Source organism: Rhodococcus sp. BH5 (genome assembly GCF_027583855.1).
Taxonomy (GTDB): domain Bacteria; phylum Actinomycetota; class Actinomycetes; order Mycobacteriales; family Mycobacteriaceae; genus Rhodococcus_F; species Rhodococcus_F qingshengii.
The window spans coordinates 1-14,598 of sequence record NZ_JAJHVW010000033.1 but is presented as its reverse complement, the minus strand read 5'-3'; the positions used below and the strand labels follow the sequence as shown (position 1 = coordinate 14,598).

Sequence of the window (14,598 nt, the reverse complement as noted above, 5' to 3'; positions counted from 1 at the left end):
CGACGTCGTCTTCGTCACCCGGGTCGATGATCCAGCCGAACATCTCGCACGCGTCGATTCCGACGACCCACACCTGCGCGGGAGCACCCAAGGGTGTGAGCGTGGCCCAACGAATCAGCTTGTCGAGCTTTTCCACCGAATCCACCGGGCCGGTCAGCTTCTCACCGGAAGGCGTGTAGGAGCCGGCGGCGGTCACGATGATTGCGTGCCCGTCCGCATCGCCACTCGCGGCCGGCAACACCGCAGCCGCCGGTGTTGCCGAGTTCGTTGCTTCGGATTCTTCCGGCGAGGGTGTTGCTGCAACAGGGTCCACGGTCGTTGCTTCTGCCGGAGTGGTGAGATCGAAGAGCGCGATCTGGTCCACAACGTCGGGTTTCGGATTCTCTTTGCGGCTCATCAGCTGTGCACCAACTGGGCTTCGAGCTCGACCCTCTGGTCGCCGTCGTTGCGTCCGTCGTCGTTGCGCTCACTTTCCAACGCCTCACGGACGACATCGTCGAGGGTCGGCAGCGGCGGGATGGTGAAACCGGCCGCAATTGCGGCGTCTTCTGCTCGGTTGTATCGGCGCATTGCGGTGCTTGCAGCTCGAACGTTGGTTCTCTCGGCCAGTTCGGCGAAGGTCAGATCCGGGTTGTTGATCTTGAGCGTCGCTGTCGCTTTCACCATCGGGTCGAGGTCGGAGCGGTCGATGAATGCGAGCAGCTGCGCAACCGTCTGAGCCTCAGCCGGCACCGGGTCGCGGACGAACTCCGCCGCAGCAGACTCAGGCGCAATCGGCATTGCGTCGGTCGGCGCAACAGCAGCAACAACCGGTGCAACAGCAGGAGCCGTGGTGATGTCGACGGGATCGGATGCAACGCCTTCTGTAGGAGCAACGTCGACGGCGGTCTCGGCCGGTGCGTCTGCGGCTCGGGCGGATGCAATGCGGCGGATAAGCCACCATGCCGCGGTCAACGCTGCGCTCAGGATGATGGCCTCAAACGGACCCCGAACCATGAGTGCTGTCAGTACCGCAAGTGCGCCGACGACTGCAAACACGATCCGCGACTTAGCCGAGATCATGACGTCCGTGAAGGTGTGTCTGGGCGCGGCGCTTCCAGTTTCGTGCGTAGCAGCGGCAACAACAGACGCAACGTCTTCAACTGCTGCAACGTCGACGTTGATCTCGATCGAGGGAGCATCGAGACCGGCATTCGCAGCGACCGTGTGGTCGGCCGCGAGAACCAGTTCGGAGTATTGCGCGTGTGCCGCCCCGATTGCCTTGATGAGAATTCCGACGCCGTGGGTGAAGGCGAGGACCAGCACGGGCGGGATGATCGCAATGGCTGCTGCAACGGCCGGAGCCAGCGGAACGAACCCGAGCGCTCCCCCGCTGTCGACTGTTGCTTGCGCCGCAACAGCGGCGTGAAACGCGTGATAGGCGTTGCCGAGGATGCTGATTGCGACGACACCGACAGCGAGCGCGATGTAGAACCGCTTGTCCCACCTGCTCACCTTGAGCTTGCTCAGGATGACGATTGCGATCGTTGCGCCGAAGATTGCACTGTCCACGATCGCGGGGAAGATCCATGTCAGATGCTCAGGTATCAACGCCTGCCGTGCGAGGTCGCGTTGCACGGCGAAGGAAAGCACGAATGCGCCGGTGGTGATACCCAGCGCAATGAGAATCGCAACGACAAGCGCAACGAGCAACGCACCAAGCTGGATACGTGCGGCGCGGAGATTAAAGTCGGTCATGATCGGGTCTTCCTTCCACGGGTTCCCGGTCGATGAAGCCCTGCCGGGTGATCTCCGGCGGGGCTTCTCTTATCGGCAAGCGCTTATTACCCATATGGGCTATAAGTTCCCCTACTGTCTATTACGAGTCTTGCAAATCCGCTGGTAGCGGCCACGGTTCTCCGTGATTGTGCTTGCTTTCCAGGTCCGCACACAGTTGCGCGATCGCTTCCCGGATGAACGCCTGCTGATGCTTGATGCCCGTGTACGGGTAGGTGAATGCGATGGTGGCCTGCATTCTGGTTTTCAGCTCTTCGGGCAATGACAACAAGATGTCTTTGGTGCCGCCCATGCGCTTCGTGCTCGGGCGTTCCGGCCTCGCGACAGCCGGGACCGGCGCGCTTTTCGGTGTCGCGGCGGGGCGCGGCTGGACCGCCTTGGTTTCGTCCTCCCCTGGCTCGCGTGCAGCGGTTGCGGCGTTCTCGAAAACGTTGCGGGTCTTCTTGGGTCGGATTGGGGGCATTGCGGGTTCGGGAATGGAAGTCATCGGTCTTCTACCTTGTCGCTTTGAGGATCGTTGCGAAGTTTTCGGCGAGGTTGCGTGATTTGGCCGTCGGTTTGGGGTGCTGGTCCAGACCCATCCCCACGTTGGTGAGCTTGCTGATGTCGGTCAGCATCGGGATGGGATCTCCGAGGATTTCGATATCGGACGCTTTGACGTATTCACGCAGGTAAGCAAGCGATTTTGCGTGATCGTTCCGACGGCCGTCGACCTGATTGACCACGATTCCAGCAATTTTGAGGTCTTTGTCCATGAACTCCGCGAGGTCGGAGATCGCCAGTTGGATCGAGTCGAATCCTTCGATCGCGTCGGGCTCGGGCTGCACGACCACCACGACGTTGTCTGCGGCGTACATTGCGCTGCGTGTGATCAGGTCGATGGCGGGACGGCAATCGATCAGGACGTGCTCGTAGCTGTCCCTGATGGATTTGAGTGCCCGTTGCACCGCCATTTCGCCGCCAGGCTTTCCGACCAGTACGTCTTGCACGCTTTGCAGTTCACTGAAACCGCTGGGGAGGATGTGGATTCCGGGGCGCTTGGTGGGAATGATCGCGTCTTCGATCGGCAGCTTTACGTCCCGGTCGAGGACGTCGGCAAAGCTGTGTTCGGGGGGATTTTCCTTGGTGTGCCCGGTCAGGTGCATGGTCGAGTTACCTTGCGAGTCGTTGTCGACGACAAGGCAAGAGCGCCCGAGGACGGCGGCAGCGTGAGCCAGTCCGTTCGTGACGGTGGTCTTTCCGACCCCACCCTTCAAGTTCACTACTGCAGTAACCGTCATGGAACCCCCGATACATGGGCGAATCTTGCATTACGTAAGCGTATCTACCGTTCTACTGCCCTACGGTACACAACACAATGTTATATAAGCAAATATACCATATGGCCCATATGGGCACTAATATTACGTTAGCTACCATAAGCTGCTCTACCGGCACATATGCCAATAGCGCCGTGTGCCGGCCACCCGATCGGCGGTGACCGCACACGAAGGCAGGGGATCCTCACGGGCAAGGCATGATCGAACGATGTCGCCCGACAAACGAGCCCGCCAGCGCGCCAAACAGAAGGCTGCGATACCAGCAGAGGTACAGACAAAGCAGTCCGCTGACGATGCCCACCAAATCGTGTACTTCACACGCGCCGACGGCTCTTCCCCCGCCCGCACGTTCGTCAACGGATTGCCCAAGGCTGTCCGACTACGAATGAGGACATGCCTGATTGCCGTTGCCGCAGCCCCACCGAAGAGATTCGCGGGCGGCGGATATTGGGAGGCGATGCACGGGGAGATGACGGGCTGGTTCGAGGTTCGGGTCGACACAGCACTCGAAGGGCGGCGCAGAAACGATCCACCATCGGCTGTTTTGCCGCCTCGACTACGAGGCGGAGGGTCTCGACAGACCGTTGCTCGTAGCCATCACCGGTATGAGCAAGCTGCACAAAACAACGTTCACCGCCTCCGACTACGCGAAGGTACGTGAGATGGGGGGAGGAGTATTTCGCCAATAACCCCCACCCTGTCACAACCTAAAGTTCGGACATCGCTGCACAAAATTCGACGGGCTTTTCCACATGCCCGCTCACGAGCGCATCCGACAACGGCGTCAGCTCCTCACTGAGCGGCTCCAGGACCAATCGGTATCCCAAGGCTGCGGCAACCTCAGACACAGTTCCCAGGGTTGGATTGGAGGGACCGTTTCCGAGAAGTCGACGAATCGATGCAGCTGGTGCCGAGATCGCGCGAGCAAGCTCCGCCTTGCTCAGGTCAGCTTCCGCCCGCGCATCATCAAGCGCATTCACGATGGCGTCCACGGACTTGATCCGGAGGGATTCGAGCACGAAGGCACGCAGGAATTCCGGGTCTTCGAGATCTTCCTGGAGGTCTTCCCAGAAAACACCGATTTCGCTCATCTCTGCGCAGGGATCACCAACCCCGTACCCATTCACCTGGTCGTTTCAACGATTGAGCTCGATGGACAACGACCTGATCCCGCAAAGTCGTCGGGTGCATCAACGACTGGCCCGCGCCAACGAACGAGCCGAGAAACACGGAAAGCCCGCACAGGCGGGCTTTCCGGAAACGGCGCACAATCCGCAAAGGGATCCGCTACCGAGACGCAGAGTAGTCGCTGATCAGGCAAACCGAAGCGATCCATCTCGCTCTGCGCACGACAACTCTCACCCTTGCGGCACTTCCGGAGCGCGCAGCCTGCTCAGCGCAACGAACCTCGTCGTTCTTCCGAGCACGCTCGGCCGGGGTAGCTCCCGACCAGTCGATCTGCGCGAACCTCAGCCGCCCATGACGGGCTTGCAGATTATGTGAGGACCTGTTGGCGGCAAGCCCGTGAGCACGGTCTACGGTCACATGTTTGCAGCCTAGCGTTCAGCTGGCCGAATCTTCCTTGCTGTTCTCGTCGACGTACCAAATGAGCCCGGCGGGGACTTCGAAATCCGACGTTGCGCTGGCATCGGCCAACACCATTGTAGAAACATCGGGTTTGAACGCCGTCGCCACTCGAACGCCCTTGATGAGATCGAGCGAAGAAAGAAACGACAGCGTCTTTCCAGACTGTGTGAACGAACTCAAGATTCCGTGCTCCGACCGAACTCCGCCTGAGCCGCTGAGCTTTTGATTGATCAGCATGTTGAGGGAAACACCCTGCTCATGCGCTTCTACCGCCAGTCGGCGATGCACGGAAGGGGAGGTACGGACCATGAACTTTCCGCTGAACTTCCGTTCGGACAGCGGAAGAGGCGGGGTTTCTCCGGATTTGTCCATGTCCGCGAGAATCTCCGAGACAAGGTTCGTGATCCCGGACAGGGCATCGGCCTGGTCTTCTTCGAGCCATGACAGCGAGGGGAACTCGGCGGCGGTTCCGACGAACTCGGCGTCTTCTTCGGACCACACGACGCGGTAGGTGTAATGCGAGGCGTCAGCCATTGTCTTCCTCCTTCGTCAGTTTGTCGTACGCGGCTACCACTTGGTCGACCTGGTACGGCTTCGCTTTTCCGTTTTTGTTCTGGATGTTCACACGGGGGTCACCTGACCACGGCATCGGGAAAACTGCGTGGCTGCTCCCGAAGGTTCGAGGCGTACCGAAATGCTTCCGGCAGAAGTTGAATAGCTCCTCGTAGGTCACGTTCTGTGGAGAATCCCGCATTCTCGCTATCAGCTTCGATTCTTTCGTCACCAGCTGACGGTATCACCCATGATACTACACTGTCGGGACGATGCGAATGGTGCTCATTCACTCGATCCTTCAACCGTCAGACAGTCGAACCTCCGTTCGTGAGAACTGCTCGCGAGAACGTCGCACGATTGCGGTTCTTGTAGCTGCGCTCGCTGTAAGCGAGTTGCGCTCCGCTGCTTCCTGTCGTCGCCTGGCCTGTTCGGCCAGCCTCATTCGATCATTCTCGCGTGCTCGTTCGGCAGGAGTGACGCCTGACCAGTCAATTTGAGCCAGTCGCCAGCTGAGAAACGCAACGGGGCGTGTGAGCTGCGTGGGCCATACCCAGCCCCGAGTTTGGGTGTCTTTGGTGAGTTCACGAGCAATGTCGCGCCCTGTCCACCGGGTGACGTCGATGTCGGCTTTTTCCAACACGTCGCAGATTCGTCCGACGTGGCCGGCAGTTTTCAGGGCTAGTGTGTGAGCGATCAACTGTGCAGCTGCGCGTTGCAATTCGATCGGGCGGGGTGTGGATTTCTTTGCGTTCTTCGGCTTGCCTGCTTGCGCTTGCGCGTGCGTTGGTGAGTAATTCAAACAAGAGCTTTAAGAGCAAATCCCCCCAAGGGGGACAGGGGGTCACGAGTGGCTGATTGTGGATAACTCCGGGCGGCAGTCCGAGCGCGGTATGCGGCGGTGCGCAGTGCCGCTCGCGTTGCTTTTGCAGCTTTCTTGGCTGGTGCGTGATGGCTTGAACGGCTGCGCGGGGGGAGGTGAGAGACCCTGATCGCACTATTAAACGCGCGGTTGCAGAAGCGCAAGTTCTCGACGTTGAGGATCGGGATAGGGCTCGACTACGGACGAGCGTTGATGATTAAGGCGGGCTACAGCGGTAGCGGAATCAACGACGTCATCTACATGGGCGACGTGGTCAACCGTGCAGCACACCTCGCTCACGAAGCGGGCCGCGGCGGACCCTTCTACAGCGCACACCCCATCTGGGCGGGGGAGCTCATCCACCAGAATCTCAATGACCACAACAAGAACCTGTTGGCGAGCAAATATCACGCCGATCTCGGGACCGTCTATACAGGTCACGTCGTCAACTCTGGGATGGAAGCGTGGATCAGTGAGAACGGTTAACTGAACCAACTGGCTCGCCGACGTGGATACCCGCGACCTGATACATCCATCACCACAGTTCAGAGGCCCAAATGAAAGGTCTACACCGTCCATAACCTTGTGCAACGCTGGACGAATGAACGCACTGCCGGGAGCCGATGAGACCCGAGTAAGTCTCCGGACTCGCCGGTGCGATTCACTGCGAGGATTTCGTCGTTGGCGATGCTGACATTTTTGAATACTGACACAACCCGGTTTGGCCCCGGCCCTGTTCGGCGACCTGCATAGGCATTCCGTCGCGGGGTGCCGGCTTCCCACTCGCGGAATGTTTCATTGCCGCATGGGACATGTCGGTTATGCAGGTCGAGCCGGTTTTCAAGTGCGGTAAGCATCGGAGCGGTGCGCGATCGCGGTAACCGTAACCCGGCGGGCGTCATCGTCGATCAAGTACAGCACCCGATACGCGCCGCGCCGCGCCGAATACGCCGGGGCCAGCGGCGGATCGAGCCGCTTACCGACCCGATGAGGGTTCACGAGCAACGGCCCGGTGATGAACTCGTAGACCGCTACCGCAACCTTCTCGGGCAGGCCCGCTTTCAGCGACCGAGCCGCTGAGCGCGCCACTGCCAGGACATAGGGATCGTCGAGGCCGCTCACTCCACGCTCTTGCCCAGGAACGCGGCCAAATCGACCGCATCGAGGGTGTCCCCGACCTGAGCCTCAGCCACTCCCGCCATATGTCCGGCCAGTAGCGATTCATCGGCCAACACGGCGATCGTCTCGCGCAACGCGTCATAATCGTCTGCGCCAAGCAGCACCGCGGCACGATGCCCGTTGCGGGTGATCTCGAACCGTTCGTGCGTGCGCTCAGCCTCGTCGACGAGACGAGAGAGCTGCGCTCGAGCGTCGGCCACCGGAAGAGTTGTCATGTACATAATTCTAGCGCACACTGGCAATGTGGGCGCTCCCCCAAGGGCGGCCACCCAACATGGGGCGCTTCGGTGATCACCAAACTTCGCGGTCGTCCCGGAGAATCGCCGTGCCCGCGCCCGCCCGGAAAACGCCGGGACGGTCTTCCTTTCCCGAAAGGTGGCGCGCGGCATGTACGTTCCGGGTGCCGACCAACTCGAACTGAATTGAGAATTGAGCGTCCATATGCCTGTTTCGAAGAAGCGAAAGCCCAAGCCGAAGTCACGTCCTGCACCCGCATCCGTTTCAGGACGTTCACAGCACGAGGGACTCGATAGAGAAATCGTGCTTGGGGCTCCCGTTGACCTAGTGAAACGGATCAAGATTTATCGGCGGTACGTGCGAGCGTTGGGCAAGGCGGGAGTAACTTTCCGTGATATCGATCGACCGGACATCCTGACGGTGACGGCCATGGTGCGAGAGCACATCACAGGGGTTCCCGATTTCGACATGAGCGAAGAGGAAGGTGGGGCGGTCGCCATCGGACCTGATGGCGAGGTCATCGGCTCAGTCGTTATCGGCGGAGCGACCTTTCAGAGGGGGAAAGTCGCGTTTCTTCGCAATATCGTCGTCCTGCCCGAATGGCGTGGGCGCGGGGTTGCCACGGTGCTTCTGAACTTGATTCCCGCCATTTTCCCGGCGGATCTCATCGTTGGAAACTGCGCAGCCTCAGCCGCACCGCTCTATGCGAACTCCGGTTTCACCGTTCTACAACCTGGAGTGCCGCTTCCATTCGACATGGGCGCCCGGCCTCATTCGATTTGTTTCGACAACGACGTCTATCCCTGTGGCATCTACAGGGAACTTTGACTGCCTGTTGTTCATTTAGGCGTCGTGTTCATCGGGGTGGCCGGGTGCCAGCCCAACGACCGGGACGAGAGTGGCCAGCTTCGTCGGAAACGGATATTTCCGGGGGCGTCGGCGGTGGATTCGATAATTGCGGTGCGTGTCCTCGTCGACGCTGACGATCGTGAACGCCGAGACGCCTTCGGCCCCGATTCTGACTTGGTCACCTTGCTGCACGAGATTCTCCTGTCGAGATGTTGACGATTGTCTATCTTCTTCTCAGCTGTTGACCTGGAGAAATAGTCGGCAGCCGCGTCCCACGACACCTCTGAGATACTCCGGGTTCTGCGCCTCATTTTTCTGTACAGAGCCAGAACTCGTGCAGGTCACCGGAACGCTAGGCACTTTCGGCGTTGTCGCGCGCTCGCGCCTGGACGACCGACTTTCGAACGGCCCAGGTGTCGCCCACGCGGGCAGCGGGGAGCTTGGCCGTCTTGATGGATTTCAGGATGCTCTGGCGGCTCACACCCAGCTCTTCTGCTGCTTCGCTGACCGATACGAGCGCCGGCAGCTCCGCGGCTTCGGTGAGCCTGTCGAAGTCCGCCGCGGGCAGCACGCGTAGCGACACCTAAGCGTTACCCACCCGAGCAACGTAAGCGAGCCGTCAGGATAGTCCTCGACCACCTCGACGAATACCGGTCCGTCTAATCTGCATGCCAGGTGATAGGCCTGCAAATCGGTATCGGTGCGTAACTGGACCAAACAGGCCCAGATTGATGCCAACCACGTTCCAGGTGCCACTTCTGCCGAACAGCAACACATCAAGGATCTCGAGCGCGAGAACCGAGAACTCAAGGAAACCAACGAAATTCTGAAGTCGGCATCGATTTTCTTCGGGAGGGAACTCGACCCTCGCCGCCGCTGCTAGTGCAGTTCATCGACGACATCGAATTCGCGACGATGGAATGGGTGGATTGGTTCAATACCCGCCGCCTCCACAGCACCTTGGACTACGTCACTCCCGACGAGTTCGAGGCCATCTACTATGTCGCCATTATGGAAACGGCAAAAACCGGCACGGTTCAGGACGATTCCCAGCCCGATCAGGACCAACGATAGTGATCACTATCGTTGACTGCAACTCAGTTGCCCGAGTTACTGACGCTCTTTTCTGATCGAGCCAATTCCGTGATCCAATCGACGATCCGCTCGCTTTTCGAGTACCAGGGATCATTCGGGTTGTAGGTCCAATAGGCCATGTGCTCAATCAAGCCCAGAAAAATATACGGCTTGACCACCAGATCGACGACGCCACTGTTGTCCTCGGCAAATCCGGCGCCTTCGGCCTCGAGCTTTGCCTTCACCACCTTCGAACCCGGACCCCTGGCCCACGTGATGGCATTGAGAACCTGCTCGTCGGTCAGTTGTAGATCGCGGTCAGGGGCATCTGGATCGTAGCTTCTATCCGAAACCTCAAGGAAGACGTCGAGGAAAGACTCATCGGAGTCGAACCAGTCCTTGTGCGTGACGATGTAGACGATCGAGCGGGCCGTCATGGCCCCTATGACAGCGGCGAAGTCCGATACCGCCTGGCCTGGATTCAGCAAGGTGAAGTGCATCTGACCGAGAACACCCAATGCCAATTCGAGGACCGCAATGTTTTTCGGTGCGTCACAAGCCATGTCGTACGGATTGCACGAATACACCACTTTGCCGGTAAGTCTTCCGTAGTCGGCGGGCTCGGATGACATGAAACCGCCACCAGAAGGTCCCGGTTCCCCGAGTGAAGGAGCCCCACTAGGTCGGTACGGATCACCAATGAGAACCACTCCGGCGAGATCGTCAGGGTTCACCAAAGCACTGTCGTCACGATGGCCGAGTTCGCGAGAAACCCGTTCGACCACCTCGGCCCCCATACTGTAACCAAGCAGGACGTACTTGGTTCGATCTCCGCACTTACGCTTATTGTCGTCGAGAATCTTGTTCGTTGACGCTACACCTTCCGTCACCGAATCTTGGTATGTAGTAACGGGATCTAGTAGCCCAAGCCCATAAGTAGACGAGTACGGGACGTAAACCCACCCGACCGTACCCGGATCGTCGGCGTTGCGTTCGCCGGTGGGCACCGTGATACTACTCAACCAGTTAGACCACGGTTTTGCTTCGGGCTCACTCATCGGGTTCCGGCGGACAGTCGAATCTGTGGCACCGGATACGCTGACGATCAGAATGTTCGGACAATCGTCGGCGTAGTTGTTCGAATCTGGGTGCTCCTGGTTGCTTGGACCCGTAGCGGAACTGACGTTGCTCGAACCGGAACTACCGACAGCTGGCCCAGCGACGGCAAATATCGGTGTGCATACCACTGGAACAGTGATCGATACGGTTGCCGCGAAAGCGACACGCGCGAGGTATGAGTAGCCGGGACCCGCCTGTGACACGAAACCTCCAGTAATGGATGCGCCAATAAAAGAGACAACTCGAACTATAACCGGGACCTTGAGGACACTAGTTGCGGATTCGGTGACGGCGGTTGAACCGGATCGACGAGATCGTGTTGGCGCCCCACGCCAAAGGATTAACGACTGTTGAGATCAGTTCGCATTTCGCTGAAATCTATGGAGCCTTGGCCTCGAAGAAGACCATCCCGCGGAACGCCGACAAATAAAGCGAAGCCGCCTTCGAGCAGGACGCCCACGTTCATAGGGCCGTCGGATATGCCACCGAACACTCGGTGCAGCAGCGAGAAAAGCCCACAGGCAACCCAACGCCGTCCCAGAACCGGGGTGACGTTGGTTCTTTCAGGTGGCCCGAACTTACTCACCGAGAACTGAACTCTCCGCCTCGTGAACGAGGCGGAGAGTTTTGATGTTTCACGGCCTGCCTGGCGGCGTTGGTCAGGCTGTGAAACATGAACGATCAAATTGAAAAAACTATGATCCAGTAAATATGAATAAATTTGTGAATAAGTGAAGAAAATCCATGAAATCAACATCCGCTAAAGATAAGGCGTCGAACATTTGAATCCCTCGATTCCAAGTTCCCGACTCTAAGATTATATTTTCAATATATTTCTTCAGCTTGCGCCAATTACGGTACTCTCACGGCGAGACGAATGCAATAGCCACGGAACGCCTTTCGATCCGAGGGAATTCTTCTACCTCTAGTCTTGCGCAGCGCTCCGGCGTTCACGCCGGGGGTGAAGCGCATCCGGTTTTCTGGACTCGCGGTGCCAGTTGTGCACGTCAAGGCGCTTCTGTGACCTCGAGCAATTCGGTGAGAGTGGTGACCGCGATCTCCACTTTCCCGGTTCCGAATTTGACTGCTCGATCCGAGTTGGCTTCTTCATTCACTGTCATGGTCTCCCCTGGTTTGGCTGTGTCGGTGAACAGTCTTGCAGGAACTCGCCGGCCATCGGGGGGCGTGCCGAGTGACCATCGAATATTGGTGTCAACCGAGTGTGATGCCGAAAACCACTGTGTTACTCACTCAGCGGGACGCGGATCGAGCTATCAAGCAAGAAACGCTATCTGATCGCTTCTGCAAGGAATTCGACCGCTGTCCGAAGGTCCGGCAGGTAATTTTTGATCACGCCATGAATGATCGAGGTTGCTCCGTCTCACACATCGACCATATCGGCGTGAGCGGTCTCGGTGACGGCGTCTTTTGCGACTCCTCGGGCCACGACGTCGACGTATGTCCCGAGTAGCTTCGTCAACTCTTCGCCGAGTCCGAGCATCGACATCAGCTGTTCGTAGTCCGGGCCGTCGATGGTGACCATCAGATCGATGTCGCTGTCGGGTCCTGCGTCGCCGCGTGCCACCGAGCCGAACATCTTTCACATCCGATGCCCCGTAGCGGCGACATACTGATTCCACTTCGGCGCGCTTTGCTCGCACGACAGATTGCAGGAGCAGGCTGTATGCCGATGCGCTCATGGGCTGTTCCTTGCGTGCGATCGGGCTGCAACGATGATAACGCCCCCACCAAGACTCGGGTCGTCATGTCCAGTCGATGTGGACGGACTCGATCGAGTCGAAGTGGAACCCGAATTCATCGCTGTACTGGTCGAATCCCTTGTTCTCTGGGTAGTCCAACGTCGCGTGACGCTCCAGTAGTGCGACGACGCGTGCGTGGTCGTCGCCTGCGAGGGCCGCGGCGAGTTCGCGTGATTCTTCAGCGGTGAACGGGGCATCGGAGTTCGCGAAGTCCAGTGTGCGGACTCGGTAGTCGTAGCCCTCTTCCGACCCGTTGCGCACCGAGACTCCGCCTTTGACGCGGATCGTCGCTTTCTTCGGGGTGCCGTCGGGGCGCAGGACGCCGGCGCGCTTCATGACGTCGTCGGCTTTGACCTTCTTGAGTTTCTTCTTCGCATCGGCGCGCAGATCGTTCGTCTCCCCTGACCTGTACCGGGACACGGCCGACGGTGAGCGGCCGATCTTCTTGGCCACCTCCCCGATCCCGCCGAGACGCTCGATCGCCGCGCGGCGTTGCGCACGCTCGGCAACGTCCGCGTGCGGGACGCGGCCCTGTTGCGCCCACCGACGCAACGTGCGATCCGAAGGCGGTTTACGGCCGGCGTCGATCGCGGCCTGGCGCAGACCCTCGTTGCCGATCTCTTTACGCACCTGAGCGACCGAGACTTTGCTCGTCAGTCCTGCCAGTCCCCCGGTCTTGACGGTTTTGGACTTCTCGACTCCGCTGGTCGCGGCATTGGAGACGGACACCTTCAGCCCGTCCAGCCCGACCGCCTGTTGCACGGGCTTCTTCGACCGAGGCTTCGGGAGATGCAATGCCATCGCTACTCCCCTTCCTCGCCTGATGTGAATGCGCCCTTGATGGCGAGATTCATCTCGTGTGTGTCATCAGCGCTGGTAAACGCCTCGATCAACGCTTCGGTGATGACAGTACGTTTCTCCACGGACATTTTGCCGAGCGCGTCACTGTCATCTGCGACGTCTTCACCGTCGGCGAGCAGGTACACCCAGGAGTCCGTCACCGTGCGCACCGGCCACCGACCGGTTTCGCGGGCGATGCGCATTGCGACCCTGCGGCCACGCCAGCGGCAATGCGCAATGATCGACGCCCGCCAGAGCGGCTGGTGGTGATGTTGCATCTGTTTCGCAGTCCACATGTCCGGGTTCACCATTCGCCCGATGTAGCCCTTGTAGCAGGCGCCGAGGAACCGTTTCATCGCAACGTCGCCGGTCTCGACGGCGACCTTGCGGCCCTCACGCAGGATCTTGGCCCACTTGTCGAGAGCGCGGCCCTGCTCGGGATAAACCCAGGCTTCGACAATGTCGAGATCGTCGAGTTCAGCGCCGATTCCTCCGTCCGCAACAGAGGCTTGCAACGCGTCCAGGCTCACGGAGGTGACCCAGGTCTGCACAGGCTGATCGGCGAGCATGTGCGGGTGCGGGAGCGGAAGCTTCGCAGGCAGGGAGAGCATGTTCCCCGCAGGCAGGGTGATGCGCCACAGCCCGAACGGTGCGCCTTTCGCGCCCGATGCTGCTGCGCTGACTGCACTCTCACCGGTCAGGTGGCGTGGTTTCCCGTAGCCGAATTCGAGCATGCCGGCCGAGGCGAGGTAGGCAGCTCGCTGGTCGATCGAGACCAGCTGCGTTGCGCCGGTGAGGTCCTCGGAATCGCAGACGCGTGTCCAGCCGACCTCGGGCTCGAGGTCACCGCGGGGTTCCCCGTTGAGCGGCGGGATGGGGCCACCGGTCGTGACCGCAATTCCCTTACCGCTGCGGGTGCGTTCGCGCTTGATCTTGTCGAGGACCGCAGCGCCGGTGCGTGCGGGGGTGGGGCCGGGCAGGACTCCGAGGTAGCGGGCGCACCACGACAGTCGTCGTCCGAGTTCGCGGGCTGCCGGCAGATCGTCGTCGGGGAGGTACGTTCCGGCGGTGGGAGATCCGAGGATCCCCATGTCGCCGACGCGGTTGTTCCAGCCGAAGTCCTTGTTCCAGTAGGTCCACACGTACGGCTCGATGAAGATGTCGACCATCGAGGTGAAGGTGCCGGTCGTGCGCGAGAGGTGCACGACGTGGCCGGGATCGCCGCGCAACTCCCACCCAGCGGTGAGCATCGGCGTCAACGTGGCCTGGAGTACCGCTGTGAGTTCTTCGGCAGCTCGGGCGCGAAGCACTTCCATGTCGTCGACGTCGTCTTCGTCACCCGGGTCGATGATCCAGCCGAACATCTCGCACGCGTCGATTCCGACGACCCACACCTGCGCGGGAGCACCCAAGGGTGTGAGCGTGGCCCAACGAATCAGCTTGT

Annotated in this window: 15 protein-coding genes and 4 pseudogenes; 5 read left to right on the top strand and 14 right to left on the bottom strand. The window is 59.8% G+C overall.

Going from position 1 to position 14,598, the window contains the following annotated elements:
• The 6 genes and pseudogenes from RhoBH5_RS31540 to RhoBH5_RS31515 all read right to left on the bottom strand — a co-directional run.
• A pseudogene (locus tag RhoBH5_RS31540) lies at positions 1 to 397 on the bottom strand (hypothetical protein); the annotation flags it as partial.
• Positions 397 to 1,737 carry a DUF2637 domain-containing protein gene (locus RhoBH5_RS31535; RefSeq protein WP_270009483.1) on the bottom strand — a complete coding sequence of 447 codons (1,341 nt, stop codon included), beginning with the start codon at positions 1,735 to 1,737 and terminating at the stop codon, positions 397 to 399. The pseudogene RhoBH5_RS31540 and the gene RhoBH5_RS31535, both read right to left, overlap by 1 nt.
• A gap of 121 nt (positions 1,738 to 1,858) precedes the next feature.
• Positions 1,859 to 2,263 (bottom strand): hypothetical protein, encoded by a 405-nt coding sequence (locus RhoBH5_RS31530; protein ID WP_270009482.1) that lies wholly within the window; start codon positions 2,261 to 2,263, stop codon positions 1,859 to 1,861.
• 7 nt (positions 2,264 to 2,270) lie between these two features.
• Entirely contained in the window at positions 2,271 to 3,056 is a 786-nt protein-coding gene (locus RhoBH5_RS31525) for a ParA family protein (protein WP_270009481.1), read from the bottom strand.
• Between the two features lie 746 nt (positions 3,057 to 3,802).
• Positions 3,803 to 4,186, bottom strand: coding sequence for a helix-turn-helix domain-containing protein (locus RhoBH5_RS31520; RefSeq protein ID WP_270009480.1), 384 nt, complete (start codon positions 4,184 to 4,186; stop codon positions 3,803 to 3,805).
• A 691-nt stretch (positions 4,187 to 4,877) separates the two neighbouring features.
• Positions 4,878 to 5,216 (bottom strand): annotated as a pseudogene (locus RhoBH5_RS31515) (type II toxin-antitoxin system HicB family antitoxin); the annotation flags it as partial.
• Between the two features lie 1,030 nt (positions 5,217 to 6,246).
• Here RhoBH5_RS31515 and RhoBH5_RS31510 point away from each other — a divergent pair.
• Positions 6,247 to 6,582 carry a hypothetical protein gene (locus RhoBH5_RS31510; RefSeq protein WP_270009479.1) on the top strand — a complete coding sequence of 112 codons (336 nt, stop codon included), beginning with the start codon at positions 6,247 to 6,249 and terminating at the stop codon, positions 6,580 to 6,582.
• Between the two features lie 354 nt (positions 6,583 to 6,936).
• On the opposite strand, the gene RhoBH5_RS31505 is transcribed toward RhoBH5_RS31510, so the two are convergent.
• A complete protein-coding gene (locus tag RhoBH5_RS31505) occupies positions 6,937 to 7,218 on the bottom strand; it encodes a type II toxin-antitoxin system RelE family toxin (RefSeq protein WP_270009478.1) in 282 nt (93 codons plus the stop codon).
• On the bottom strand, positions 7,215 to 7,496 hold the full coding sequence (locus RhoBH5_RS31500) for a type II toxin-antitoxin system Phd/YefM family antitoxin (protein WP_270009477.1): 282 nt from the start codon (positions 7,494 to 7,496) through the stop codon (positions 7,215 to 7,217). Before RhoBH5_RS31500 ends, RhoBH5_RS31505 begins: the two co-directional genes overlap by 4 nt.
• A gap of 343 nt (positions 7,497 to 7,839) precedes the next feature.
• Between RhoBH5_RS31500 and RhoBH5_RS31495 the strand changes: the two genes are divergently transcribed.
• Positions 7,840 to 8,340, top strand: a complete 501-nt coding sequence (locus RhoBH5_RS31495; protein ID WP_270009476.1) for a GNAT family N-acetyltransferase — start codon at positions 7,840 to 7,842, stop codon at positions 8,338 to 8,340.
• A gap of 15 nt (positions 8,341 to 8,355) precedes the next feature.
• On the opposite strand, the gene RhoBH5_RS31490 is transcribed toward RhoBH5_RS31495, so the two are convergent.
• A complete protein-coding gene (locus RhoBH5_RS31490) occupies positions 8,356 to 8,553 on the bottom strand; it encodes a hypothetical protein (protein ID WP_270009475.1) in 198 nt (65 codons plus the stop codon).
• Between the two features lie 160 nt (positions 8,554 to 8,713).
• Positions 8,714 to 8,944: a helix-turn-helix domain-containing protein gene (locus RhoBH5_RS31485; protein WP_270009474.1), complete on the bottom strand. Its 231-nt coding sequence runs from the start codon at positions 8,942 to 8,944 to the stop codon at positions 8,714 to 8,716.
• A 117-nt stretch (positions 8,945 to 9,061) separates the two neighbouring features.
• Here RhoBH5_RS31485 and RhoBH5_RS31480 point away from each other — a divergent pair, with 117 nt between their 5' ends.
• Both RhoBH5_RS31480 and RhoBH5_RS31475 read left to right on the top strand, forming a co-directional pair.
• Positions 9,062 to 9,244: a hypothetical protein gene (locus tag RhoBH5_RS31480; protein WP_270009473.1), complete on the top strand. Its 183-nt coding sequence runs from the start codon at positions 9,062 to 9,064 to the stop codon at positions 9,242 to 9,244.
• Positions 9,245 to 9,252: 8 nt separating this feature from the next.
• Positions 9,253 to 9,435, top strand: a pseudogene (locus RhoBH5_RS31475) (integrase core domain-containing protein); the annotation flags it as partial.
• Positions 9,436 to 9,458: 23 nt separating this feature from the next.
• Here RhoBH5_RS31475 and RhoBH5_RS31470 read toward each other — a convergent pair.
• Positions 9,459 to 10,694: a cutinase family protein gene (locus tag RhoBH5_RS31470; RefSeq protein ID WP_442972498.1), complete on the bottom strand. Its 1,236-nt coding sequence runs from the start codon at positions 10,692 to 10,694 to the stop codon at positions 9,459 to 9,461.
• A gap of 149 nt (positions 10,695 to 10,843) precedes the next feature.
• Here RhoBH5_RS31470 and RhoBH5_RS31465 point away from each other — a divergent pair.
• Positions 10,844 to 10,981: pseudogene (locus RhoBH5_RS31465) on the top strand (IS256 family transposase); the annotation flags it as partial.
• Positions 10,982 to 11,935: 954 nt separating this feature from the next.
• Here the strand turns inward: RhoBH5_RS31465 and RhoBH5_RS31460 are convergent.
• The 3 genes from RhoBH5_RS31460 to RhoBH5_RS31450 form a co-directional block, all read right to left on the bottom strand.
• The gene (locus RhoBH5_RS31460) at positions 11,936 to 12,151 is read right to left on the bottom strand and encodes a nucleotidyltransferase family protein (protein ID WP_270009471.1); all 216 of its coding nucleotides are present in this window, start codon (positions 12,149 to 12,151) and stop codon (positions 11,936 to 11,938) included.
• A 166-nt stretch (positions 12,152 to 12,317) separates the two neighbouring features.
• Positions 12,318 to 13,115 carry a hypothetical protein gene (locus RhoBH5_RS31455; RefSeq protein ID WP_270009470.1) on the bottom strand — a complete coding sequence of 266 codons (798 nt, stop codon included), beginning with the start codon at positions 13,113 to 13,115 and terminating at the stop codon, positions 12,318 to 12,320.
• Positions 13,116 to 13,117: 2 nt separating this feature from the next.
• A partial coding sequence (locus RhoBH5_RS31450) for a hypothetical protein (protein WP_270009469.1) occupies positions 13,118 to 14,598 on the bottom strand: 1,481 nt, incomplete at its 5' end.